The organism is Photobacterium sp. WH24, assembly GCF_019204055.1.
GTDB lineage: Bacteria > Pseudomonadota > Gammaproteobacteria > Enterobacterales > Vibrionaceae > Photobacterium > Photobacterium arenosum.
The window spans coordinates 76,430-102,547 of the sequence record NZ_JAGSOZ010000010.1 but is presented as its reverse complement, the minus strand read 5'-3'; the positions used below and the strand labels follow the sequence as shown (position 1 = coordinate 102,547).

The 26,118-nt window shown below is 46.9% G+C and carries 20 protein-coding genes; 8 read left to right on the top strand and 12 right to left on the bottom strand.

What is annotated here, in order from left to right:
- The first annotated feature begins 183 nt into the window (after nt 1–183).
- Nucleotides 184–858, top strand: coding sequence for a hypothetical protein (locus KCG43_RS13500; protein WP_218385552.1), 675 nt, complete (start codon nt 184–186; stop codon nt 856–858).
- Nucleotides 859–1,135: 277 nt separating this feature from the next.
- Complete coding sequence (sgrR, locus tag KCG43_RS13495) at nt 1,136–2,833, top strand: HTH-type transcriptional regulator SgrR (RefSeq protein ID WP_218385550.1); 1,698 nt, start codon at nt 1,136–1,138, stop codon at nt 2,831–2,833.
- Nucleotides 2,834–2,852: 19 nt separating this feature from the next.
- On the opposite strand, the gene KCG43_RS13490 is transcribed toward sgrR, so the two are convergent.
- Nucleotides 2,853–4,085, bottom strand: a complete 1,233-nt coding sequence (locus tag KCG43_RS13490; RefSeq protein ID WP_218385548.1) for a D-alanyl-D-alanine carboxypeptidase family protein — start codon at nt 4,083–4,085, stop codon at nt 2,853–2,855.
- Between the two features lie 424 nt (nt 4,086–4,509).
- Here KCG43_RS13490 and KCG43_RS13485 point away from each other — a divergent pair, with 424 nt between their 5' ends.
- Together KCG43_RS13485 and nhaD are read left to right on the top strand one after the other, a co-directional pair.
- Entirely contained in the window at nt 4,510–5,823 is a 1,314-nt protein-coding gene (locus KCG43_RS13485; protein WP_218385546.1) for an endonuclease, read from the top strand.
- A 182-nt stretch (nt 5,824–6,005) separates the two neighbouring features.
- Nucleotides 6,006–7,448, top strand: a complete 1,443-nt coding sequence (gene nhaD / locus KCG43_RS13480) for a sodium:proton antiporter NhaD (protein WP_218385544.1) — start codon at nt 6,006–6,008, stop codon at nt 7,446–7,448.
- Between the two features lie 148 nt (nt 7,449–7,596).
- Here the strand turns inward: nhaD and ltaE are convergent, their stop codons facing one another.
- The 4 genes from ltaE to KCG43_RS13460 form a co-directional block, all read right to left on the bottom strand.
- The gene (gene ltaE, locus KCG43_RS13475; RefSeq protein ID WP_218385542.1) at nt 7,597–8,637 is read right to left on the bottom strand and encodes a low-specificity L-threonine aldolase; all 1,041 of its coding nucleotides are present in this window, start codon (nt 8,635–8,637) and stop codon (nt 7,597–7,599) included.
- A gap of 144 nt (nt 8,638–8,781) precedes the next feature.
- Nucleotides 8,782–9,735: an Imm49 family immunity protein gene (locus KCG43_RS13470; RefSeq protein WP_218385540.1), complete on the bottom strand. Its 954-nt coding sequence runs from the start codon at nt 9,733–9,735 to the stop codon at nt 8,782–8,784.
- The gene (locus tag KCG43_RS13465) at nt 9,728–13,987 is read right to left on the bottom strand and encodes a DUF637 domain-containing protein (protein ID WP_218385537.1); all 4,260 of its coding nucleotides are present in this window, start codon (nt 13,985–13,987) and stop codon (nt 9,728–9,730) included. The genes KCG43_RS13470 and KCG43_RS13465 overlap by 8 nt, the downstream gene beginning before the upstream one ends.
- 18 nt (nt 13,988–14,005) lie before the next feature.
- Nucleotides 14,006–16,270, bottom strand: coding sequence for a hypothetical protein (locus tag KCG43_RS13460; protein ID WP_218385535.1), 2,265 nt, complete (start codon nt 16,268–16,270; stop codon nt 14,006–14,008).
- 663 nt (nt 16,271–16,933) lie between these two features.
- On the opposite strand from KCG43_RS13460, the gene KCG43_RS13455 reads away from it, so the two are divergent.
- On the top strand, nt 16,934–17,236 hold the full coding sequence (locus KCG43_RS13455; RefSeq protein WP_192013981.1) for a hypothetical protein: 303 nt from the start codon (nt 16,934–16,936) through the stop codon (nt 17,234–17,236).
- Nucleotides 17,237–17,475: 239 nt separating this feature from the next.
- A complete protein-coding gene (locus KCG43_RS13450) occupies nt 17,476–18,315 on the top strand; it encodes an isopenicillin N synthase family oxygenase (protein ID WP_218385533.1) in 840 nt (279 codons plus the stop codon).
- Nucleotides 18,316–18,397: 82 nt separating this feature from the next.
- Here the strand turns inward: KCG43_RS13450 and KCG43_RS13445 are convergent, their stop codons facing one another.
- The 4 genes from KCG43_RS13445 to KCG43_RS13430 all read right to left on the bottom strand — a co-directional run bounded on the left by KCG43_RS13445 (nt 18,398) and on the right by KCG43_RS13430 (nt 21,828).
- Entirely contained in the window at nt 18,398–19,042 is a 645-nt protein-coding gene (locus KCG43_RS13445) for a hypothetical protein (RefSeq protein ID WP_218385531.1), read from the bottom strand.
- A 300-nt stretch (nt 19,043–19,342) separates the two neighbouring features.
- Complete coding sequence (gene msrQ / locus KCG43_RS13440; protein WP_304622555.1) at nt 19,343–20,002, bottom strand: protein-methionine-sulfoxide reductase heme-binding subunit MsrQ; 660 nt, start codon at nt 20,000–20,002, stop codon at nt 19,343–19,345.
- The gene (msrP, locus tag KCG43_RS13435) at nt 20,002–21,012 is read right to left on the bottom strand and encodes a protein-methionine-sulfoxide reductase catalytic subunit MsrP (protein WP_218385529.1); all 1,011 of its coding nucleotides are present in this window, start codon (nt 21,010–21,012) and stop codon (nt 20,002–20,004) included. Before msrP ends, msrQ begins: the two co-directional genes overlap by 1 nt.
- 132 nt (nt 21,013–21,144) lie before the next feature.
- Nucleotides 21,145–21,828: a cupin domain-containing protein gene (locus KCG43_RS13430; protein WP_192013973.1), complete on the bottom strand. Its 684-nt coding sequence runs from the start codon at nt 21,826–21,828 to the stop codon at nt 21,145–21,147.
- Nucleotides 21,829–22,086: 258 nt separating this feature from the next.
- Between KCG43_RS13430 and KCG43_RS13425 the strand changes: the two genes are divergently transcribed.
- Entirely contained in the window at nt 22,087–23,211 is a 1,125-nt protein-coding gene (locus KCG43_RS13425; RefSeq protein WP_218385528.1) for a fatty acid desaturase, read from the top strand.
- A 326-nt stretch (nt 23,212–23,537) separates the two neighbouring features.
- A complete protein-coding gene (locus KCG43_RS13420) occupies nt 23,538–24,446 on the top strand; it encodes a L,D-transpeptidase family protein (protein WP_370630691.1) in 909 nt (302 codons plus the stop codon).
- A gap of 129 nt (nt 24,447–24,575) precedes the next feature.
- Here KCG43_RS13420 and KCG43_RS13415 read toward each other — a convergent pair whose 3' ends face one another.
- From KCG43_RS13415 to KCG43_RS13405, 3 genes are all read right to left on the bottom strand, one after another.
- On the bottom strand, nt 24,576–24,839 hold the full coding sequence (locus KCG43_RS13415; protein ID WP_027251090.1) for an Lpp/OprI family alanine-zipper lipoprotein: 264 nt from the start codon (nt 24,837–24,839) through the stop codon (nt 24,576–24,578).
- A gap of 225 nt (nt 24,840–25,064) precedes the next feature.
- Nucleotides 25,065–25,658, bottom strand: a complete 594-nt coding sequence (locus KCG43_RS13410; protein WP_218385526.1) for an SCO family protein — start codon at nt 25,656–25,658, stop codon at nt 25,065–25,067.
- Nucleotides 25,655–26,083: a hypothetical protein gene (locus KCG43_RS13405; RefSeq protein WP_237795958.1), complete on the bottom strand. Its 429-nt coding sequence runs from the start codon at nt 26,081–26,083 to the stop codon at nt 25,655–25,657. Before KCG43_RS13405 ends, KCG43_RS13410 begins: the two co-directional genes overlap by 4 nt.
- Nucleotides 26,084–26,118: the final 35 nt, after the last annotated feature.

The following is a 26,118-nucleotide window of genomic DNA, read 5'->3' as shown; positions in this document are numbered from 1 at the left end:
TCACTAATTCAATGATCAAAGCATAGCGCTGCTTGTTTTTTGTTCTTTATGCTGTCATTTTGGGTAGGTAAACTATGCGCATCTGGCATTGTGCGCACAGTGTGCCATGTTGTTTAGGGCATATCCCGAAAGGGAATCACAAGGACAATTGCTAAATTGAAGCCAACTTTAGGAGAATGACTGATGGAAAATGGTTTACAAAAGGCTTTGCAACAACAATGGTCTTCACCGGTGTTTGACCCTAGCCTGTACTTTTCTCACGTTGAAACCTGGATGCAGGTTCACCGTGCATGGGAAGCGATTGCGGCGAAGCAGTTTACCTGGGCAACACACGACAGCTATGACAATACCATCCGGCAGTTCGAACAAGCCGACAAGGTATTGAATGAAAAAGTGCAGCAAACCAAAGAGCAAGGACTGGTGTTTCCGTTCGATATGATGCAGTTGGCCAGTGAGAATATGCTATCGGGTTGGTTGGCGATGACAGGTCAGGAAAGCGCTGCTGCAGACAATTCACAACAAATGGCTGAGCTGGAACAAGCGTTAGCGCTTATGACGTCTGAGTGTGAAAAAGCACAGAAAGCCAAGCAAACGGCACAGCGCAATCAGCGTAAAGTGAGAACCGATCTTGACGCCAGCACGGCGAAAGTGGCATCGCTGAATGAAGAACTCCGGGCGGTAAAAGCGGAACTGGCTGAAGCCAACAAGCTGGCTAAAAAAGAGCAAACAGAATTGCTGGCCGGACAGAAAACGCTGCAAAATGAGAATGATGCGCTGAAAAAGCAACTGAAAGAATTGCAATCCCAGCAGATGTCACAAACTAAAGCATCACAAACCAAATCATCAGACGTGTCCTGAAAAACGGGTCAACCGAATGCCGTGTACATCAAGCGCCGAAAGGCGCTTTTTTGATCGGACAGGGAAAAGGCAACCGGACAAACACTCAGGCGCCGAAGACTGGGGGAGGTCTTCGTTTTGTCCGGCTGCCATAAAATGAAACCAGCCAGCTAAGTGCTTCATTCTGTATAAGAATAAAGGGCAGAAGCTGAATGCTGCGGTTTCATGTAACAGCAATGTAGACTAAAATAGGGAAACAAAAAATTGAAAATCCCAATTTAAAAGGTTCCCCTTTTCTATGAGTGGTCAGCGTCTGAAAACGCAATTCCAGCGTCTTTATAGCCATTTTTCCGGTCAGGACAGCGATACAAACTTGCAGGACATGTCTGATGTGCTGTTTTGTACGCGCCGCAATGTACGTATGGTCATCAATAAGATGGTCGAGAAGGGATGGATAGACTGGGAACCGGCTATCGGTCGTGGCAAACAGTCACGGTTAGTCTTTCATAGTACGGATACTGAGCTGCAGTACAATCACGCCCGCAAGCTGGTTGCCGATGGCAAACTGGAACCCGCTCTGGAAGCGCTGGGGCACGATGCTAATAAGCTGGCTCAGCTCATACAGGAACAGCTTGGGCTGACTACGCAAAAAGGACGTCAGATCGTTCGCGTCCCGTATTACCGCGCGTTTACCAATCTCAATCCGCTTCGTCCGCTCCGGCGTTCTGAGCAGCACCTCGTTCGGCAGATTTTCAACGGACTGACGCGGATTAATGAGGAAAAAGAGGAAACCGAAGGCGATCTGGCTCATCATTGGGAGGCCTTTTCTGCTCGTCACTGGCGGTTCTATCTGCGTCCTGCTGTTCGGTTTCACGACGGCAGTCTGCTGGACAGCCAGGATGTAGTGAAGAGTCTCGAGCGGCTGAAAGAACATAAATTATTCTGTCACCTCAGCCATATTTCTTCACCCTTCCCTAATACCGTTGATATTCGTCTTAGCCATGATGATTATCGTTTGCCTGATTTGCTGGCCAACATTATGGCGGTGATTCAGCCTGCCGAGCTGGACAGTGAAAAGGAGGCGGATTTGTTTCCTGTGGGCACCGGGCCTTATAAAGTCACGCAAAATGACAGGCAGCGTTTGACACTGGAAGCGTTCGATCACTATTTTGGATTCCGGGCTCTGATAGATGTGGTCGAGATCTGGATTTTAACCGGTGTCACCGCCTGCTATTTGCAACCCGGAACGGATAGGGTTGTTGAGCAGATTAAGGACGTGAATGATCAGTTAACCCTGGATGAAGGATGCAGCTATCTGTTGCTAAACAGAGTCAATGGTCTTGCCAGCGATCCTGAGTGGCAGGCGTATTTTCAGAGCCGGCTTGCGCCAATGCAATTGCTGTCGAGGATGAACCCGGCAGAGATAGGCGATATCCGTCTGATCAATGCCTTTGGATTGTTACCTGGCTGGACAGATCTTAATCCGCTACCGATAAAAGCTGCTCTGCCTGCTAAACGCATGGTGACGCTGGCGTTCCCGCAACATCATCCGGTTTACCATGAGCTTGCCCGGGCGATCGACAGTGTTCTGGCTGAAGATGGACTGAGACTCAAAGTGATGGAGCTGAGCAACACAGATGTATTGATGGGGAAGTACGCGGATAAGATCGATATCTGGCTAAATGGTATGAGCCTGAGTAATCACAGAGATGATGCTCTTCTGACCTGGTTTTACAGTTTCGACCATATTTCACGGGCTATGCCTGAAAATGAATTTGATTCACTGAATCAGCGTGTTATGGCATGGCGTTCAGAGAGCGGCCGTACGTGCCCCAGTCATGACATAGGTGCGAATCTGGTCAAATCAGGACAAGTGATCCCTTTATTTCATGCCTGGTTAGGGGTGTACAGCGCCGGTCCGGTACAAGGTATGGAACCCAATTCTATGGGGTGGTTTGATTTTAAATCCGTCTGGCTGAAACCGGGTCTGGAGTAGACCCGGTAGCGTATGCTGTTTATTGCGTGGTTTCGGCGATTGCTTTATCTGTTCTCGGATCCCAATCCTGATCACTGAACCAGCGCCCAATAGGCCGCCAGACGGTATCTATCATGGATTTGTACCACGGCGCTTTTTCTGAAGTTTCCGCCGCAAGAATCGGTTGAACTGTCAGTAAATGCTTGTCGAGATACCATTCGACTTTGCCAACCTGCTGGCCTTCGGTAACAGGGGCTTCCAGATTGGAGTTGTAGAATACCTTGTGCTCCAGACTTTTCCGCTGACGGCGCGGTACGGTAAGAACGCCGCCATCGCCCACTTCAACCTGAACATTTGACGGAGAGCCATACCAGACTTTGGCTTTTTTCAGTGTGTTATTGTCAAAATCAGGTTTGAGATCCTGATAAAAACGAAAGCCCCAGGTTAGTAATTTTTTGCTTTCGTTACGGCGGGCATTCACGTTTTCTGTTCCCAGTACCACGGCTATCAGCCTGAAATCCCCTTGGGAAGCGGATGAAACCAGGCTATAGCCTGCATCTTTGGTATATCCTGTTTTCACGCCATCGGCATTAAGGCTGGTGTCCCAGAGAAGTGGATTACGGTTGCCTTGTTTAATGTTGTTGAAAGTGAATGATTTGATTTTGAACAGTTCATACATTTCAGGCAGGTCACGAATAAAGGCTCGCGTCAGCAGCGCCATATCATAAGCCGTTGTCGCTTGCTGATCATTGTCTAAACCATGCGGGTTGGCAAAATAGGTATTATTCATGCCTAGGTTTTCAGCCTGGCGGTTCATCATTTCGATAAATGCTGAAGTATGCCCGGCAACATGCTCGGCAAGAGCAACAGTGGCATCGTTACCGGAAGAAATGATTACGCCATGATTGAGGTCATCAACGGAGACTTCATCGCCCACTTTGATAAACATAACCGAAGAACCCGGAAACTTTTGACTCCAGGCATTTTCGCTGATCACCACTTTGTCGTCATCGTGAATATGACCGGCTTTCAGCTCAGTTCCGACCACATAACTTGTCATAATTTTGACCAGGCTGGCGGGGGCATGCGCTTTGTTCTCATTACTGCCTGCGATCACTTGCCCTGACTGATAGCTCATCAGAACCCAAGCGTCGGCGGCTATCTCAGGAGGGCTGGGTATCAGCGGATCCTCTGCTGATACAGGGGGAATCAAAGAAAGGTACAGGCCGGTTGTAAAGCATAACAACGCGGGTCTAAACAGTGTTTTTATCATAGTCCAGTGCCCCTATTCAGATGACGCCGAGTGATACCAACCAGAATACAGGTCTGCTTATTTTCCGGTCCGACAACCCGTGATTGAGATGGAGTTTTTGTATTTATTGTCACGAGTTAGGTTAGTTTTCGCTTTATCACTGGCTGCTATTCTTCATGAAAAATCTGACCATACACAGTTTCTGATTGGTACTACTTCCAGCTTAGTAAAAACTCTGTTCGTGAGGATATTTTTTACCGCCTGGCTGTATTGTTTAGCCAATGACGCTGTCAACGAACCTCTTCATGTTTGTTTCATATTATGTTGTTAATTTGATGTAGTTATCAAAAAGGTGATAGCTCATTCATAATTTTGTTCATAAATCGAGATTTGTGTGCAACTTTGAACTCTTAACACTTAGTTAACAAATATCGCGGGAATTTACATGAAACGAGCATTAACTCTGCTGGGACTTTTAACATTCGGAGTGCAGGGCGTGGCAGTCGCTCAGGTCAGTAACGGCGACTTTGAAAGCTGGAGTAATGGGAGTCCAGAACATTGGACAACCATTGATTCAGGGATCAGTGTAGATGTCACCAGTAGTCAGGTTTACTCAGGGAGCAGTGCTGCGGCAATAACTGTTAATACTGGAACGCAAAGTTCAACGGATTTTCGTCAGACTGTCAGTGTGACTGATGGCGAAACTTATGAGTTCAGTGTCTGGATTTACCACACTGAGGGAGGGGTGGCCGCACGCTTGTATGTTGATGGTTATCTGGAATATTCCACTCCTGCCACTACCGGTCAGTGGCAGCAGCTCAGGTATAGCTATACAGCTGGGAGTACCACCAGTATTGAGGTAGGGCTACGTTTCTATGATCAGCCGGGCTTTGATGGCTCTGAAGTCGTTTATGTGGATCGGTTTGAACCCACAGGCAGCGAAGGCGGCAGTTCAGGAGGAACAGGCTCAGGTGGCGGACTGAGTGATTTGTCGAGTTACTACCAAACGGCTGAAGGATTGACCGGATATACACTGAAAACAGCATTGTACAATATCATCAAGGATCACAGTGCTCAGAGCTATAGCGATCTGTGGACGTTTTATAGCGAGTATGAACTGGATGAAAGCTATGAAAATGACGGTTCCATTCTGGACATTTATTCAGAAAATTCCTCGGGAACCGATAGCTATACCTTTACTCCAGGCAACGATCAATGTGGCTCCTACAGTGGTGAAGGCGATTGTTACAACCGCGAGCATTCTTTCCCTCGGAGCTGGTTCGGCGGGGCCGTCGCACCGATGAATACCGATGTGCATCATGTGTTCCCGACAGATGGTTATGTGAATGGCAGACGAAGCAGTTATCCCTACGGCGAAGTTGGCAGTGCGACTTACATTTCTGATAATGGTTCAAAGTTGGGATCGACTGCATCAGGCCTGAGTTATTCGGGGACAGTGTTTGAGCCTGTAGATGCCTTTAAAGGTGACATTGCCCGGGCTTATTTTTATATGGCCACCCGCTATCAAAACGTGATTTCCGGCTGGGAATCGAATAACACATACGGCGACGCAGTGTTGAACGGAACTCATGATCAGGTGTTTGAAGAGTGGTTTCTGACAATGTTACTGCAATGGCATCAGGAAGATCCGGTCAGCCAGAAAGAATTAGAACGCAACGAAGACGTTTACGATTTCCAGGGCAACCGCAACCCGTTTGTCGATTATCCGGAATTTGTGACAGAAATATGGGGCCAATAAGCACCTCTCAGTCAGGGACCCGTTTGGGTCCCTTTCTTTTTTCTCATTGACCGGTTGTCTCTGCGAAAGTGAAGCACCACAAATTTTTGAGTCATTTCATCGCATTATTGCTGTGCTGAACCACAATATAAACAATGCAACAGTGTATTGTTTGTTGAGTGTGTTGTCTCATGGAGTAGAGAATGCGTAAAAAAGTGTCTTACTTTGTTCTTTTTCTGATCTTGCTTGGATGCCCCTTTTTAGCCAGCGCCAGTGCCGATGGTATGAGCTTGGATCTGACCCGGACAGCTATTGGCTATATCGCCATTCTGATATTTGTTGTGGCTTATGGGTTGGTAATGGCGGAAGAGTATCTGCAGCTTCGCAAGTCAAAACCTATGCTGCTGGCGGCAGGTGTTATCTGGATCATGATTGGTTTTGCTTATAAAGAGCAGGGCGCGATTGAGACAGCACACATGGCGCTTGAGCATAACTTACTGGAATACGCTGAACTGATGCTGTTTTTGCTGGTGGCAATGACGTACATCAGCGCCATGGAAGAGCGACGCTTGTTTGATGCCCTACAAAGCTGGATGGTCAGTAAAGGGTTTAACTTTAGAGCGCTGTTCTGGCTGACGGGGTTTCTGGCATTTTTTATCTCTCCGGTTGCCGACAACCTGACCACAGCGTTACTGATGTGTGCCGTGGTGATGAAAGTGGGCGGGGAGAATACCCGTTTTATCAATCTTGCCTGTATCAATATTGTCGTGGCTGCCAATGCCGGCGGTGCGTTCAGTCCGTTTGGTGATATAACAACCCTGATGGTCTGGCAGGCTGGTCTGGTTCGGTTCACCCAGTTTTTTGAGCTATTTGTTCCTTCACTGGTGAATTATCTGGTCCCTGCACTCATCATGTCTTTCTTTGTTCCCCGCACCAAACCTGAAACGATCAGCGAGTATGTGGAATTGAAACGAGGTGCGCGGCGTATCGTGATTCTGTTCTTGCTGACGATACTGACGGCGGTTGGCTTTCATGCTTATCTGCACTTCCCGCCGGTAATGGGGATGATGATGGGGCTGGCTTATCTCTCTTTGTTTGGTTTCTATCTGCAAAAAACCTTGCCGCGTTCACTGGAGAAAAAGCGGGCGATAGCCATGGCCAATAACGATAATGCTGCGTTGGAGCGTCTTGGCTCAGTGGTACCCTTTGATGTATTCAGACGGGTATCAATGGCGGAGTGGGATACCCTGTTGTTTTTCTATGGCGTGGTGATGTGTGTCGGGGGTCTGAGCCTGCTGGGATATCTGAGTGTGGCCTCGCACCTTATGTATACACAATGGGATCCAATGTGGGCCAACATTATTGTTGGTGTCCTTTCTGCTGTGATTGATAATATTCCGGTCATGTTTGCAGTGCTGACAATGAACCCGGATATGTCGATTGGCAACTGGTTGCTGGTAACGTTAACCGCTGGCGTTGGTGGCAGTTTGCTGTCGATTGGTTCTGCCGCCGGTGTTGCCCTGATGGGCGCAGCTCACGGTAAGTACACCTTCTTTGGTCATCTCAAATGGGCACCGGTTATTGCACTGGGGTATGTATTGAGTATTGTGGTGCATCTGATACTCAATACGGCTGAGTTAGGTTAGGCCAACAGGGTACTGAGAACGATAGGGCACTAGGGTGAAAATCTCGATTCCGATAATACGTCGGTGACAGGTCAATAACCGATACGGCGACGACCTGATTGAAGATATTGTGCCTGCCCCCAATAACAATGCGGTGGCAGGCAGAGGTTTACAATGCGGATTTCAGCTCTGCAATCAAGCGATCAATATCATCACGGCTGACATCTAAATGGGTAACCAAACGCATTGGATTTCCCTTACTCAGGAGAATCCCTTTTTCTTTCAGTGTTGAAAGTAATTGCGTCTGATTAATGCCATCGTCCACTTTAGCGAACAGAATATTGGTTTGTACCCATTCTGGCTTAGTGCTGAATCCTTTCACAGTGTTCAACTGCTCCGCTAAATAACGGGCATTGTCATGGTCTTCTTTCAGGCGGGCCGCATTTTCCTGAAGTGCGATTTTACCCGCTGCGGCCAGAATACCTGCCTGGCGCATGCCGCCACCCAGCACTTTGCGCCAGCGTCTGGCTTTTTTGATGAACTCTTTATTGCCAAGTAACAGCGAACCCACAGGTGCGCCCAGTCCTTTCGACAGGCAAATCGTGAACGAATCGAAGTATTTGACTATTTCGGTGATATCAACATCCAGCGCTGCCACAGCGTTGTAAACCCGGGCTCCATCCAAGTGCAGCGAGAGGCCGTGTTGATCCACAAAAGATCTGGCTTCAGCCAGATAGGACAGCGGAAGCACTTTGCCGTTAATCGTATTTTCCAGACTGAGCAGCCTGGTACGTGCGAAGTGGCTGTCGTCCGGCTTGATCGCAGCAGCCAGCTTATCAAAAGGCAGTGTTCCGTCTGGCAGGTTCTCGACCGGTTGCGGCTGAATTGAGCCCAGCACAGCCGCGCCTCCGCCTTCAAACTTGTAGTTGTGCGCCTGCTGTCCGCACAGGTATTCATCCCCGCGTTCGCAGTGAGCCATCAATCCCAGTAAGTTAGCCTGGGTGCCGGAGCTGCAAAAAAGGGCGGCTTCAAAACCATGTCGCTCTGCAGCCCAGAGTTCCAGTTTATTGACTGTCGGATCATCCCCGTAAACATCATCACCAACGGCAGCATTGGCCATCGCCTGACGCATAGCTGCTGAAGGACGGGTGACGGTATCAGAACGAAAATCAAGGTATTGTTCAGATGGGTTGGAAAGGCTCTCGGTCATTTATTTTCTTCCATTAATTGTGCGCTCAGAAAGCGATTTTTCCAGAGAAATGACTATAGCATGGGACCGAAGTAAGGGGAGTTGTTTACTGCCAAAAAAAGAATCCGGGAGACCCCGGATTCTGATGTTTAAAATATAAGAGACTTAATCGTCATCATATTGATCACCAAAAACGTCCTGATAGGTTTTTCGTTTCGAATCAATATTGGATTCTTTCACAATCCATTCCGGCATGTACAGTGTCTCAATCTGAGGCTCAAGGCCCCAGCGGTGATAGGCCAGCGCTGCCAGACCGGTGATTGTCATCGCAAACCAGTTCTGCGCATCAAAGGGATGATGCTGGCTGAAATAGTCTTTGTGATCTTGCAGTGCAGCCTGAAGCTTTTCGGGATAAGCCGTTTCCCGGTTAGGGCTGTACATGGCATGAATCAGCGGGATCAGCGGTAAAAATTTGTAATTAACCGCTTCCTGTCGTTCCTCATGGCCGACGCATTCAGGCTTAAATATTTTCTCGGCCGCATCCACCAGTAAAGCGTTCATGTCTGCGTCGGGGTACAGAATGCCTTTCAGCAGGTTAAGCATGGCTTTATCAAATGCCCGATTTGAAGGGCCGTTTTGCCTTGCATCTAGATCAATGTGCGCTTCATTCAGCTCACACAATTCATAGGCACCTGAATAGTCCTGCAATATCAGGCAGCAGGCAAACACCAGTACCCAGTCATCCAGATTCAGGCGGAAGTCAGTTGGTTTGCCAAACCCATCATAATGGTGCTGGTTGATACTGAAGGGGACAAACTCCCCCTGATTAAATACCAGACGGTAATAGGCCAGACCATGATCCCTGAATGATTTTAAAAACCATTCGATCTGATCTTTCGGTGCCTGTTTCACGACAAGTCTGCCAAGAATCCATCGAAGGGATTCTTGCTTAATACCAAGGATATTTTGATGCCCTTCTGGTGCTATTCCTTCCAATGCTTCTGAAGGCATATCCCTAGCAATTAAAGGGTCAAGCCAGGAGTTTAAACGATCGCTGACATTCACATCAGCAGATACTTTATCCAGAATATGATGGCTGAGAGCATTGATGTTATTCAAAAGCGTCTTCCTTATAATCCACAGTGGTGCCATTGGCTTTCAGCGAGCCGTCTGGGTTTAGTTTGGTTGTGATTTTAATAAATGAAGCCGTCGGCGGTTTTCTATTCGTGTGTTCAGCTATCTTCTTGAGTGTTTCATTATGTTTTTCTAACAGGTCAGGCGCTACAGTATTTGCATAGAAGTTAGCCTCTTCGTTCCACTCTGTCATAGCTTTAATGGTATCAAGCGTGTGCTCCTTATGCCCCTGCACATAACAGTTACTGCCAATCACACGACAGTTGTCAGATGGATTGGAGCCTCCTTTATACTCGGCAAAAATGAGCCTTTCACTGCCGTCATCATGCTCAATCAGATAGATGTCGTCAAACTGGTCATTGGCCTTCTTGCTGCCGGGGTAGGAAGCCTGAAGTTTTCTCACGCGTTTCACACCGTTCTGACCTTCAACGAACAACTGGTTCTGAATCATGGCTTCACCCGTCAGTTTACCAATTGTGTGACTCAGATTGTTCATTTCGATGCTGGCATCCACAAAGGCTTCCTGCTGGGCTGGTGTTTCCTGATGCTTATTCGCTTCTTTTGTTGCTTTGGCTTTCTGGCGCATTTTGCCTAACTCGGATACCGTCAATTCCTTTGGCTGACCGTTGACACTGTAGGTCGCTTTTAGTTCACCCTCGCAGTTCGGGAAGCGGCAAGCATCGACTGGATTCATGGGTTTGCTGGTGTCATAACCATTGATAACATTGTCTTTAAATGCTGGTGATACTTTGGTTGCATTGCCACTTTCAGGCTTATACCAGCCTCTGCCATGCTCATATTCCCAGCCGTTTCGGACATAGAACTCGAATTTACTTGGTGCTATGGTCACTTTTCCGACTGAATCGATATGCGCCTGATAAAGGTCTTTGATATCAGTGTCGGTCAGTTGTTCGACAGGCTTATTCGGCTTTTTGTTGCCTCCGGAATGATTTGGATCACCACCTGAACCAAAGCCTGAGCGAGGGGCATCGTTGCTCAGTTTGTCCATCAGGTGTTTATCATTTTTCACCATTCGGAGAAGATCTGTCAGTTGTGCTACACCTTCAGACGCATCCATTTCACTGTACTGGCCATTCAACAGCTCAAGCACTTCGAGGGTCGACATTGCAAGAATGGTTTTCTTCCATCCAGCAATTTGTTTAACCTTATCAAGCGCACCCTCTTCAATGGAATTAACTGCATTGTCATACGCAATTCGTTTAAGTTCTTCTGTCGCTTTTTTCCTGTCCTCTGGATTATCAGATTTCAGGAGTTTAAAGACATCGCTTGCTGATTGTAATAGATCGGGCAATTCCACGATGGCCAGGTAAGCACTGGCGGCGATAGCCGTTGTGTAAAGGGTATCGGCAAGTAACCATAAGAGGAATGCAGCATTATTTTCTGCCGCGTTTCCAGCGGTTTTCATTCCGGCTTCGACATCGCCCTGAGCAGCAAAAATCATAAGGCCGCTCACCAGCCTGGAGATATCGGCCCCCATCTTTTGCAAACGAACAATTTCTCTATCGAATTCAACCTTAGAGATTTGTCCGTTTTCATTCTGCAGTTGGGTCAGGACTTTCGCGGCAAATGCTTCAGTGCTGCCTTGAATATTATCGATTTGCTCTTTATATCCAATATCTTCCTTATATTTTTCAGCAATATACTCGCCAATGACGCCACCTGCGGCACCGCTCATACAGCCGGAAAGGGTTTCTTTTTTATTGGCACTATTGATGCTATTCGTCAGCGACCCTAAACCACAGCCCAGTGCGGCATGCGCAATATATTTGGCGCCGACAGAGATTGGATCAATCCCGGTTTCTACAATCCTGCCGCTTTCGTCGACACGAATACCCCGGCTAGCTTCACCAATTTGGTTGGCTAAGCTCTTTCCTAGTACATTGACGGTTGAGCTGGCAATGGCATAGATAACAGTTTCATCTATGTCTTTTAAGCTGCGTAGCCCGTCACCGTCTGCCAGGCTTTCTAACTGAGATGCAACAATAGTATGGAAGACTTGCTGGGTGGCTTGCTCAGCGATAGTGCCGATCATGCCATTACCCAAAATATCGGAAGCTGCGCTACTGGCGTCATTGAACAGAGAGGTATCCAGTTGTTCTAAAACACCTGCGGTGACTGCGGCAAGGGCGACCGATTTGATTGTTTCAGAACTCGCCATTTGGTCAAGAGTGGACTTAATGTCAAATCCATTCGCTAATAAAGAAGCAGAAGCCTGGAATGCAAGGCTATTGATTGCGGCAGCCATGACAGTGTTGGTGACTCCCATGACACCAGCAACGCCGGCCCCTCCGGTCGCTACCGCAACAGCCACAGCCAGAATAGCCATTGCTGCAGGGGTTAAACCGCTTTGATCATAGTCCCACTCATCCAGAATGAGTTTTACTTCCTGCCAATTTACATCCGGGGAATCTTTCACTTGCTTCAGCCAGCTCATGCCTTCAGTGGCAGACATTTGATCGATGTAGCTGTCTAAATCGACATACTGCTGGTTGGGCAAAGTAGGAAACTCAACTTTGATGCCGTGTCTGGCATCCAGCATTAAACCGCCTTGGGTTCTGAATAGGTTGTAATAAGCGACTTGCTTTTTGAAACCGTTCCCTTGAAATCTGAAGCTGAGCGATCCTTCATAGGATTCTTCGTAGCTGTAAACATGGCTGGCGAGTTCCAAATCAAAATCGATATTGTCAGCAATGATTTTGGTGACGCCCTGACTATCTACTTCAACAGCACGTAACGTAACCGGACCCACTTCAGTATTTAACGTGATGTCATTTCCAGCACGGAGGAGTGTACGAACGACTTCTGCACGTTGTTCACTCTCAGCTGTTTTTTCCTTGGTTCCGAAAACACCACCTGATTTACTTTCGAAAGTTTTACTCCAACTGAATTGATCTTGTGCTGCAGTCAGATAAATGCCTTCACCTGCAAGTAGTTCAAGCATGCCTTCACTTTCAATAATTGCGCCTTGTGTAATGATCTTCTCATTGGCAATTATTGAAATAATATCTACTGCAGACAGCCTTGTTTGCAGGTTCACCAAAGACTGACTGGAATCCGTCCATTTCTTACCGGATTGCGCATGTTGCTGACGAACTTCCTGTGTTAACAGTTGGACGCTGCCACCGGCATTGATATGGAGTGTTCCTTGTGAGTCAAATTGCCCGCCTTTGCTGATTACATCACCTGCAGTGGTGAGGTTGAGCGAATTTAAACCGGTTATTTTGGCGAGATTCCCGGCTAGTTCAGAGAAGCCGTGTTCATACTCGTGGCGGTAGACCAACGTTTCGTTTTTTATGGCATTGGCAATCAGCTTGGTATCGCGGCCTTGAATTGTACCTGAGTAGTTCTCGATGTTGTTGCCTGCCTGAATTTTCAGGCTTTCCTGAGCTTTTACATTGCCTTTGTTGTTGATGAAATCCTGTTTGGTTTGAATGAACAGGTTCCGTCTGGCAATGACATCGCCACCATTTACCGTGAAGCTCCCCGCATTGATCACACCATTGCCAACACTGAAGGTGGTTTTATCAACTTTATTGGTCGCAATCGTTGTTTTCGACAGGTATACAAAAGGAATGACAACTTTCTTTCCTGTCGATAATGTTCTGAATTCCGGCCAGATGACATCGCTGGAAATACTGTCAATTTGAGCTGAAGTCAGGTTCTGGCCAAATTTGTAGCCTTTTTCCTGCATCAGGGTCAGAGCATTATCATAAAGTGCTCTGATCATGCCATTGTAATTATCATAATCACCTTCGCCGACGATATAACTTCGGTTCAGAAGTTGGTTGAGCTGAAGACGTACGACATCACGTTCAACATAAGGTGTCCCAATAAATAACGGTTTCTGGGGAGCGACAGGGATAATCGTTGTGATATCGCTAACACCAATCGGCACCCACTTCATACCATCGAATTGCTTCGGATATTGAGATGCAGCCAGTTGATAGAAATAGCTGAAACCATCAAAAATGTCAGCCAGCGGTGACATGAAGACTTCTTCGTAAAGACGATCTGAGACCTGACTGGTCAACTGATAACGTGCAGATGAATCCAAAGCTGACTGTAGTTTATTTACATCTCTTGTCAGTTGGATGTTGGCATAAGCTGGTAATGCCAGCTGCATGGGAATTACCCAGGTTAGAACCGAGGCGGTTGCTTTTCTCCAGACAGGCGTCTGCTTCATCTGAGGATGCATGGAATGTTTTTGGTTTTTCATTTTAATTGTCATCCCTGATTATTTGCCGAAAGTGATGTTGCCGGTCGTGACTTTACCGTTTGCGACATTGATGTTCGCTTTATTAATATCAAAAAGGGCAGGGAACTGACCTGTGGTTTCATCTTTGATGAGTTTATGTGAGGTGGTTGTCCATCGCTCTGTTTTGCGTTTGATACATGCACCCAAAACACGACGGGAACAATAACGGCGTGAATGGTGCGTCACTGTTTTTCTCACAATCTTTTCATTTAAGGCTAAACCGAGTGATTTGATTTCATTCAGTTTTCCGTTCGTTTTTCCCCAAATTTCAACGTTACTGGCTTCATTGAAAAATTTATTTCCATTGAAGGTGACGCTGCCAGCGACAAGGATTCGACCTACAGGGGAAAGCGCAGATACATATTGAGCTGTAGCATTTTCAGTTGTAGAGCCGTTACTGGTGCATTCTCTTTTGTACTGTTCTATAAATGTATTTGCTACACTCAGCATCCATGGGTCAGGTCCATTTATGAAAGAATCGATTCTTTCAGCTAGTGAAGGACAATGTTTTGGTGGGGTGAATGGGATTTTTCGAGTGTAGTGATGTGTGCTTCCTTTTATATAATAACGCTGATTGTTAATTGTTGGAGAATCAATCGACATATTTCCATTTAACACTTCCACAACACCAGAACCATTTTTGAATGAGTTTTTTGCCTGTGCGACTAATGCGTTTTCTGCTGAGATCGAGACTGAATTTGAGTCTGTGATTTCCATGTTAATTTCAGCGTTTTTATATGTCTTTCGTTGTTTTATATATGGGTTTGAATTTGTAATTTCTGGCGCACTCAATGAAATGTTAAAGCCAAAGATACTTGCTTTTCTTTCTGTTAGCGTCCAGTCACGAATAGAGCTATTGCTATTACAGCTGTTGATGAAGTTTTTTATCAGTCCGACACCGCTACCAATTTGGATCGTGTCATTTTTGATATACATACTGCGCGCATAACTTCTTCTGACGTCACAGCTCCAAGGTTCAACGATACCGTTGATGATCGAGTGCTCACTGGTTAATGCAACGTTACTACCCACAAGTAGCCCTTGATGGCTATTTTTAATATAGCCATTTCCATTAACATAGAGTGTTTCACGAGCAAATAACTCACCACCGAAGTTATTGACTATGTTTGCAGCAATCTTTATGTTATCTGCAATCATGAGACCTTTCATTGTAAGTGTTAGTTCAGCAGAGATCTCTATATTCCCTGCTTCAATGCTTTTATCTTTATATGACTCATCAGGGATTAAGGATATGTTGCTTGCTTCTAAAGTAGCATTGGATGTTGTACTTAAAGTATTGTTTTTTACAATCAACGAACCAAAGGTTTTTAAATGTATATTGCCAGATGGTATAATGCTGTTTCCTTGATAGGTGTCAACTAATGAAATATCGCCAATAGTCGATATGTTGCTGTTTATTTCTATTCCGGAAATTAAGTTTGTTGTTTGAATAAAGATATTTCCTGACAAAATAACACGGTTAATGTGCAAGGATGCACTGTCAGTTTGGCTGGCATTATCAATTGTGATATTTGATGAATGATAAGCCCATGTTGTATGACCTGTAATTAACTGAAGATTTCCTTGTGCTGCCGACAATGTGCCGGTGTCAGGGGCAAGATCATAACCCTGAGCAGAATTTTTATTCGCACGGGTGAAAGTATTGATTGGGCCGTTGACATGAATATCTTCTGCGAGCAGATCAACAAAAACGGCATCCTGAGTCTTCAGGCCAGAACCGATGATCTCCAGTAAACCTTGCTGGGTTTTGATGCTTGCCAGGTTACCGTGATTGAAAATAGGAGAGCCTGTCGCCAGAACAATACGTTTGGCATTTTTGAATTCACAGGAATCGCAGATAACACCGGATGGGCTGGCAATGATGACATCGCTGGATGGCCCTAATACTTCAACCTGACCAATAGCCAGTGGTTTGGTTGACATGTTGTGAATAACGGTAACTTGTGCGGGCTTGCTTTTTACGCCTTTATTGAGGATGGGATTATTAACCAGTAAAAGCCGTTTCACTGTTCTTCCATCAGTGCCAACTTGTACATGAGCGGTGCCATCTGAGCTTAAACGACCCATAAAGATGAGTGTTTCGCTTTCACTTGCTTCTGTGCCCTTCGAAGTGACGACTTTCGTATTCTGCGAGGTGAGTGATGCAAATGCTAAATGCGGCAGGGATAATGTGCTCGTGAGCAACATGATTGCTGCCCACTTGCTGTTGAATTTTCTTATCATAATGATGATATAACCTTACTGATTGCTTATTATTCTTGAGTATGATTTCGTTCTTAACTGCATGAAAATTAGTCAGATTCTCTGCAGTGCAAAAAGGAGAACGATAATACTTATCATTTTTCTTATAAGCAAGGTGGTTCATTTGAATTCAGTATATTTGTAGCCCTTACATTTGCATGTGAATTGAGTGAGTGTTTCTTGAGGCAAAACACAAAGACACAGACGTCTTGATGTCGCTCCAGATCATTTCCATTCGCTCTGAAGCTAAACATGATCCTGTCAGGCAGGTTATCTTTACCAATTAGTCCAAACATTGAGACAGCTGTTTTATGAAGGGCAGGCTTCACTCATATGAAGAAACGATGACAGTCGATCATCGAAACGTGTACAACAATAAGATGGCGGATGTACCGCTGATAATGATTTTGAATAAGTAACTGATGCCTGATGACAAAGTATTGAGTGAGCAGATGATGATTTAAAACGAATGGCAGATTCAGCCGATTATCGTGATTATAATGATTGATCCTTTTCTGGCTGTATAAGAAAAAAGTATTACTTTTCCTAAGTTTAGGTTAGAACTGATTTGGGAAGAATTTACTCGCGTAACAGAATTTTTGACTACACTTTTAGTTGCGAGTCAACTGAGTGGAGGAAAGGAGGATGTTAGCTGAACACCGGCAGTACCTGTTACCAGGCGGTAAAGGATACCATTTGGATGTGAAGGTTATACCTACTGGTTTTCTTGAAGTTGAAATCATGGAAGAGCACGATAAGTTTTTGGCTGAGTTTGAAGAACTTTCGTTTCTGTCAAATGGCAAAAAAACGGAGTTAGTTTGTCGAGATCATGTCGGTGGTGAATGTGTACGCTGGCAAGTGGATTTAGCGAGTGATGATGCCCGGGAGCTAGCTAAACTGATCGAACTTGCTGAGGATGAGTTTGAGTTGCTAATGCGTGATCTATGACGAATTATCAGCATCGAATTCTGCGAAACAAGCCCTGCTTCGGCAGGGTTTTTCGTTCTGCGGCTCATGAAAGCGTTGAGTTAAACGCAATCGGTTGGGCAATCGTTTCTTTCCGTCAACACTCTGTTTCTTACGGGCTTTGGCTTGTGGGTTGTTCAGGCGGTATTGAAGGTCTAAAATCCTTGTCACAAGATGCGAATAACGCATAAATCTACGCCCTACCGTAAAAGAAGAACATAATGAAATTAGAAGCCATTGACTTTACTGCTGACGATGCTCAAGAGCGTTTCGTTGAATCACTGCGCGAAACGGGTTTTGGTGTCCTGAAAAATCACCCCTTACAGCAAGAGCTGGTCAGCGCCATCTATCATAATTGGCAAGCGTTTTTTGACTCTGAAGATAAATACGATTTTCGTTTCAACGCTGAAACGCAAGATGGATTCTTTCCGCCAGAGATCTCTGAAACCGCGAAAGGCCATAATCAAAGAGATATCAAAGAATTCTTTCATTATTACCCTTGGGGCCAGTGCCCTGAGACGCTGAAAGACGAATTGCAGAATTATTATGCCCAGGCCAATGCGCTGGCGGCGACCTTGCTGTCCTGGGTGGAAAAGCACTCACCGGCTGACGTATCTGCACTGTATTCGCAGTCGCTATCCAGCATGATTGAAAACAGCGACAAAACTTTGCTCCGTGTTCTGCATTACCCGCCTCTGAAAGGGGAGGAAGAGCTGGGCGCTATCCGTGCCGGTGCTCATGAAGACATTAATTTGCTGACTGTGCTTCCCGCTGCCAACGAGCCCGGTCTTCAGGTAAAAGCGAAAACAGGCGAGTGGCTGGATGTGCCGTGTGAATTCGGTAACCTGATCATTAACATTGGTGACATGCTTCAGGAAGCGTCGGGCGGTTACTTCCCGTCAACGACTCACCGTGTGATCAATCCTGAAGGAGCAGATAAAACGAAATCGCGTATCTCTCTGCCACTTTTCTTGCACCCGAAACCTGACGTTGTTTTATCAGAGCGCCATACCGCCGACAGCTACCTGATGGAGCGTCTGAAAGAGCTGGGCCTGATTTAATTCGGTCACCCTAATCAAAAAACGCCAGCTCAGTGAGCTGGCGTTTTTGTCTGACACATCTGCGGTTGAGGCGAATCTTTGATCAGCCAGTTTTCATTGTATGGATGTTGGGGTAGTAGGCTGTCATTACCGCGTAGCGATGCAAGGGTGTATTCGTGTGCAGTCGTTTGAGTGGGTGGTGAAGTTGAGTAATACCTTGAGAAAGATCAAACTGAGTCTGCAGTTGTCCTGTTAAAGACAATTCGCTGGGCAGCAGCTTGATGCCGTCCTGCAGATAGCCCTGAATATTAGCCGGCATCTGACCAAGCCACCAGGACGGAAGTTGTTTACTGGCTTTGCTTCGGTCAAACCAATGATCAGACAATAACAATAAGTGATGATCACCGGTTGGCGTCAGTTGCTCCAGCGTCAGGCCGATAGCCTGGAAAAGCGTTGAACGCCGCGCCAGATTAGCGCTTTGAAGGCGGTGCGCGATAACCCACAGGGTTGTTTCTCGGGTCCGTATCCGAAAGACAGGAGGCATAATCACATCATCGCATTCCACTTGTTCAAGCGTGGCTGTCATGCCCTCCTTTTCCAGTGTCGCCAGAATACGCCGACACATCAGCCTGCCTAAATGGCGATCGCGCATGCCTCGGTTATGCACCGTGGGGTAATGTTGGGTACACAGCTGTAAACAGTCAGCCTGAAACTGTTCGATACTGACGGCAACTAACTCACTGATCAAAAACAGCTTAACCTCACGTGATCGGACTCGACATTGATAATGGGTATACCGCTCTATGATATTGCCAGAGCGCATAGCAGAAAAGGGTTATGTGCCTGAATAATCTGAACCTGTATCAAACTTATGCGTTTAGTTTGAAATTATATCCGTTTTTCGGCATTGAATAGCCTGAAGCAGGAAGAGTTGTGGGAGTGATCCTGTGTTCTACTGTGCTCACCGCGTCGAAACAGACAAGCGTGTGGTGACTAAATGTTGAGTAAAGGTCGCAGATCTGGCTGCCAGTCAGCGGCCAGAACGATGTTATCTCTCTTCAGAAGGCGTGTGCTGAGGAAACTTAGGCAACCACCGTTTTAAGGTTTTTCGCCTGAAACTCAATAGCATCAAAGCCCCGGCAATATAGAGTGCCGGTTCCACAATACCGGATTTCACCGACCAGTAGTAATGAACTGGTGCAAGCACAGCGACCAGATACACCCAGTAGTGCAATTGTTGCCAGCGTTTGCCTAGTTTTCTCTGCATCCTCTGGGTGGAAGTAATGGCAAGGGCAAAGAGAATTAACCAGCATATTGCGCCTATGGTCAGGTAGGGGCGCTCGATTATTTCGCTGGCCAGCAAGGACCAGTCCAGATTCAGATCCAGCAGCACGTAGACTAAAAGATGCAAGGCTGCCCAGGAAAAACAGTAAAGGCCGAGCACCCGACGCACTTTGACTAACGCGCCTTGCTTCAATAGTTTTGCAAGCGGGGAGACCAGCAGAGTGATAAAGAGTGTATTGAGCGCCGCTTTACCCGTAAAGTGACTCAGGCCCTGAACGGGATCCGCACCGAGCCGGCCGTTCAGAAGCAGAAAAGTCAGTATCGCCAAAAAGCCTAACGACATCAGATGAATCAGCGTTTTTAACGCAGTTATGTGAGCAGGCTTAAGCCGGATACTTTGCAAGGTGAGCGCCATTTTCTGCATTAAAAGAATTTCCTCAAATCCATTCCTTTATAAAGCCCTGCAACTTCAGAGGCATAACCATTGAATGGCAGGGTCGGTTGACGTCGGCTGCTGAACAGGTTGCCCTCGCCAATAAAGCGTTCACTTGCCTGGCTCCATCTTGGGTGATCCACTTGTGGATTCACGTTGGCGTAGAAACCGTACTCATTAGAAGCGAGCAGGTTCCAGGTAGTTGGCGGTTGCTTATCCGTCAGGGTAATTTTGACGATAGACTTGATGCTTTTGAAGCCGTATTTCCATGGCACCACCAAGCGCAGCGGTGCACCGTTCTGCGGTGCCAGCGTTTTTCCGTATAAGCCGACAGCAATCAGGGTCAATGGGTGCATCGCCTCGTCCATTCGCAGGCCTTCAACATACGGGTAATCTATCCCGCCACCCAGCCGGCGAGATGCCTGTCCCGGCATCTGTTTCGGGTCATACAATGTCTCGAAAGCGACATATTTTGCGTTACTGGTTGGCTGCGCATATCTCAGCAGTGACGCCAGCGGGAAGCCGATCCAAGGCACGTTCATCGACCAGGCTTCGACACAACGTAGCCGATAGATGCGCTCTTCAATCGGGAAGCGTTTAAATATGTCGTCATAATCCAGTGTGAAAGGACGGGCAACCATGCCGCTGACATCCACTTTCCATGGGTCGGTCACAAAATTGGCTGCCCGGCGGGCAGGATCGGACTTATCGGTACCGAACTCATAAAAATTATTATATTTCAGGATTTTGTCTTCAGGTGTTAAAGACAGGTCCGGGTGAAAACGTGTGGAGTCGGGGGCGTTGAGCGCCCGTCGGCGATCCGGTGTTTTTTCGTCATCACCAAAAATATCAAAGATGTTGGCCTGGGCTTGCGTGGCTAATGGCAGTGTTGCCAGGGTAATCCCCAGCTTTTTGAGAATGTCGCGGCGTTGGTGATAAACCGACTCTGGTGTGACATCACTTTCCTTCAGTTGCCAGGGCGGGGTTGATTTAATACGCATGTGCATCCCTTTGAGCGGTATAAATTGACTGACGTGTTACAAGAGACCTGAATCCATCTGAAAAATTTCATCCGCACGGATGTTAATAGTTAGAAAGCCAGGTTGCCGGTGTTTGCAAGAACCGCCGGACTGTTATTGAGTGATATGGCCAGTTTTTACTAGCAGCAGACAGCCATCTTTGGTTGCTGGCTGATGAGAGCTGCCCGGCGGAGTTCGCAGCCAGAAGCCTTCACCATACTCTCCCCATTCATCATAAAAACTGCCAGCAAGGATATAGACTTCCAGGCCGCCGTCGTAACTTTGTGGCGGTAGCGTTGACCCCGCGTGCCATTGCATGATGACAGTGCGATCTGAACCAAAGCCATGCAGCGGGAGCACTGACTGGCCGGGATAATGGCCGGGCTGCCATCTGGCGTTGTGGGTATCAATCCTGAGCGGTTCCCTATCGCCTTCCGGAAACATGTTCAGTTTGACATACAAGGTACAGCCGCTGTCGCTGGCTGGCGCATGGCGGGTTTTTGCCGGGTTACGGATATAGGTACCAGCCGGGTAGTGGCCAAACTCGTCCTGAAAGATACCGCTGACGACAAAGATTTCTTCGCCGTTTGGATGGTAGTGGGCTGAAAAGTGCGTGTTGGGTTCATAACGGACAAGGCTGGTGACTTCACCCGACTCTTTCGCCTCCCGTTCCAGTGGAATACGCCACACGCCTGCTGCCGGGGATGCCATCCAGTGCTGTGCCTGGGTATTGATCACCACTCGTTTATCACGCTTCATGTTAATCGGCTCAAAGGGAGCCTCGGAGCTGGGCCTCATGGTTGCGTCTCCATGTGTAAGCTTTAGGCTGCTTCCTATAGTGTAGTTAATTCACTGCAGCCGGAAAGCTTGCTGAGCGTATCTCGTATCCTGACGGCTGACGGCTGACGGCGACTGGCAGTATTTTTAAATGCATATTTTTGCATTCAAGATGTCAAGCTGTGATGTAAAGCAGTAAATCTCAGACTTTTACGATTGACCTGAGCGGGATGCTTGCTATTCTAGCGAACACTTGTACGCCGAAAGACAGAGAATGACATGTCACATCCTAAGCCGCCAATCATCTGGCTAAATTTGATTATCTTTACCGTTACCTTTTCCATCGCTGCGATTGGTGCACCCCTTTATGCTTATTTTATCGGGTTTGACTGGCAGCAAGGGCTGATGCTGCTGGCAGCGTTCAGTTATTGCGGGCTGTCTATTACGGCGGGTTATCACCGCCTCTGGTCGCATAAGGCGTATGAAGCAAATGCCGCTGTGCGTTTTATCTATGCGGTTGGCGGCGCATTCGCGCTGCAAAACAGCATTCTGCACTGGTCATCTGATCACCGGATTCACCATCGCCATGTGGATAATAACGATGTCGATCCGTATTCCGCCAAACGTGGTTTTTTCTACAGCCATATCGGCTGGATGCTTCGTGAGTATCAGGCGCATCGCTACACGGATTACTCAAATTGCCGCGATTTACAAAAAGATAAGATCGTCATGTGGCAGCACAAGTATTACGTACCGCTGGCTGTGGCGACGAATGCAGGCATACCACTGCTGTTTGGCTTTTTACACGGCGACATCTGGGGAGCGTTGCTGCTGGTCGGGGTTGTTCGTCTGGTGCTCAGTCACCACACCACCTTCTTTATCAATTCTCTGGCTCACATCTGGGGTTCGCAACCTTATACGGATAAAAATACGGCGCGGGACAATGGCTTTCTGGCTTTCCTGACCTTTGGTGAGGGGTATCATAACTACCATCACATCTTTGAAAATGACTACCGGAACGGGATTCGCTGGTGGCAGTTTGACCCGACTAAGTGGCTTATAAGAAGTCTGTCCTGGTTAGGTCTTGCCAGCAACCTGCGTACTTGCCCGGAAGATAAAATTGAAAAGGCGAAGGCGACTATGGTGCTTAAACGCATTCAGTCCCGCCTGAGCACCGGGCCGGATAGCAGGGTTGTGCTGCAAAAAGTGGAAGCCGAGTATGACGTGCTGATACAGAAAATTTCAGAGTACTACGCAACCCGGAAACAATTGCTTGAGGTGAAAAGGCAGGCGCTTCGCGAACAGTACGACAATCTGGATATTGTGAAGCAATATCAGGAAATAAAGGCCCGGCTGGAACAACAGCGCCGTGACTGGAAATTACTGACAGCGCAATATGCCTGAGCCTGGATTGAGTGAGCAGAAAAGCGGGCAATGCCCGCTTTTTTTGTATGCATAATTCTACATGAGTCCCATTGCTTACAACCCACCGCCACTTTATTGACGTAAACCTGACCTGGTAGTTGCAGGAGCTGGGTACACTGACAGTCAAACTCAGAAAGTGATCAAAGCTACATTTTGTGTCATATATAAGAAAATCACAGTCACTTACTGAGTAAAGATCAAACTTTGCCATAATAATTAAGGTTCTGTTGCCAAATTTTTTGGGTGGAATATCAACTGACTCTCAGTTGCTTATGTCAACAGACTTCATCGATCTGGAGGCTTTCGTGTATCGCTCATTACTTTGTACTCTGATTGGCCTGGCTTCAATGGGTGCGAATGCTATTGAATACCAACTCCCTTCTGACGGCAGCAAGCTCGTCGGTGCTGTGGAGTATTACCAGGTTCCCGAGAATGAAAAAGAGAGTATCGCTGATATCGCTAACCACTTTGACGTGGGTTTTTTAGCCGTGATGGAAGCGAACAAGGGGGTTGACCCTTTTCTGCCTGAACCCGGTACAATGCTGACCATACCGACCAGGCTGATATTGCCTGATGTTGCACATGAAGGCATAGTGATCAACCTTGCTGAATTACGTTTATACTATTTCCCGCCGGGTAAAGATTCTGTCTATGTGTTCCCAATCGGTATCGGCCGTATCGGCCGGGAAACACCTGTGATGACAACGTCAATCAGTCAGAAAATTGTTGGTCCGACCTGGACACCTACGGCGAATATTCGTAAAGAATACCGTGAAGAGCGCGGTATCGAACTGCCGGCAGTTATTCCGGCTGGCCCGGAGAACCCATTAGGTGAGTACGCTATGCGACTTGCTCACAGCCGCGGTGAATATCTGATACACGGTACCAACAAAGACTTCGGTATTGGTATGCGTGTCAGCTCAGGTTGTATTCGTATGAACCCGTGGGATATTGAGTGGCTGTTCCCGCAGATTCCTAAAGGCACCAAAGTGCGGGTAATCAATCAACCATTGAAAGAAACCCGTGAACCGGATGGTAGCTTGTATGTTGAGGTACATCAGCCATTGTCGAAATCGGAATCTGAGGCGGGTCAGGCTAAAGTTGTGAAACCAAGTCGTGCGCTTGTTAATGCTGTCGAAAGTGATAAACAAGCTATTTCGCGTCTGTCTCAGGCTTTACAATCGCAAGAAGGCGTACCTATCGCGATTGATTAATAACATGGTCACACGGGCTGCCGGGCAGCTTGTGTGATATATCTCGATACTGTACCTGTTTTACTGAAACCAAAATTCAGACATAAAAAAAGAGTGGAGCTAATAGCTCCACTCTTTTTGTCGTTTGTATTACTTACGATACGAACTAGCCATGTTGTCAATACGCTGGTTAGCACGCATTGCTTCCTGGTAAGCAGCATCTGCAGAAGCACGAGCGTCGTTAACGGCGCCGGCCATCTGATCTTGCTGACTTTGCAGTGCACCCACTTGGTCAGAAAGCATGTCTACTTTATTGGTTAGTTGTTGCATCTGATCTACTTCATCTGAGCTGGAACAGCCAATCAAAGTTGCACTCAGAATGATACCAGTAAGGATAGATAATGAACGGTTCATTTTTCTTTCTTCTCCTTTGTTTTGCCACTACAGACCGAGTGTAAAAATTTATCAGTCGGCAGAATTAGTATGGCATATGTTATTCAAATTGCTCATCCAAGAAGCTTTTTTCCCAAAAAAAATTCTCTCAAAGACGAGAAAAAGCCCGTGAACGACAGCAAGAATGCGGCCTTTCGCCGTTTGAGTCAATGCACGCTATGTGAATGATATGTCAAATCTTCTTCATTATTTCTCAATCAGGAGACGTTCATTCCTGTCAATAGCGTCTACCAGGATATTGGGATTTAAAGTGTGAGGCACCTTTTCTAACAGGGTGCCGTCGGGTTTTAAAAGATAAAAGTACGAACTGTGATCGACGGAATATTCTAATGCTGAATCTTCCTGCTGGGTTTTCATAAAGAGGACGCCATACTTCTTCGCCAGTAATTGGGTTTGTTCCATAGTCCCCGTCATGCCTGTAATATCTTTATGGAAATATTGCGCGTATTGAGCACTTTTTTCAGGTGTATCCCTTTCTGGATCCAAAGTAATAAAGACAGGCCAGACTTTATTTAATTCATCCTGGGAGATGGCTTTCAAAGCGGCCCCCAGAATAGCCAGTGATGTAGGACAGACATCCGGGCAATGCGTGAAACCAAAGTAGACAACGCGAAGGCGGTTATCATTGGTATTGAACAAGTCGACAGACTCTTTGCCACTCTCGAGCTGGCCGCTTGACTGCTGAGCTTCTGCGACGCTGTCGTCATGGCTGTCTACGAGGTAACGGGTGGCCAGGCCAGCAATCAAGGCTACGGCCAGAATTATCCATTGAAATTTCACTGTGTCATCCTTAAGGAAACGTAGAGAGGTGTAAGGGAGCCGGAATCTGAGGTGATCTTGCCTTGCCAGGTCATAGCGTCCTGTGTACAGAAAGGCAGCATGAGTTCACCAGAAAAGCTGTCATCCGGTTGCCGGGTTAATTGTAGCTGATATTGTCCCATCATCATTTCATGACCTTCCAGGGTAAGAAGGAGGGTTGCTGTCTCTTTCGGCAGCTCAGGCCAGCGAATGGTCATTGTGGTAGGTTGCAGCGGGTGGACAATATTGTCGCTCAGCATGATGCTGGCATTGTTCCGAAGGCAGCTTGCCTGACTCAATTCACAGGCCTGTGCGCTGTCATAGATGGGTTCTGAGCGGATGAATGCCGGCAGCCACTCAATGGCGGCAAAGCCCAAGCAGAATGCCAGAATGAGCTTTACTGGCATTGACCAATGCATTGAGAAAAGCTTATGGGACATCG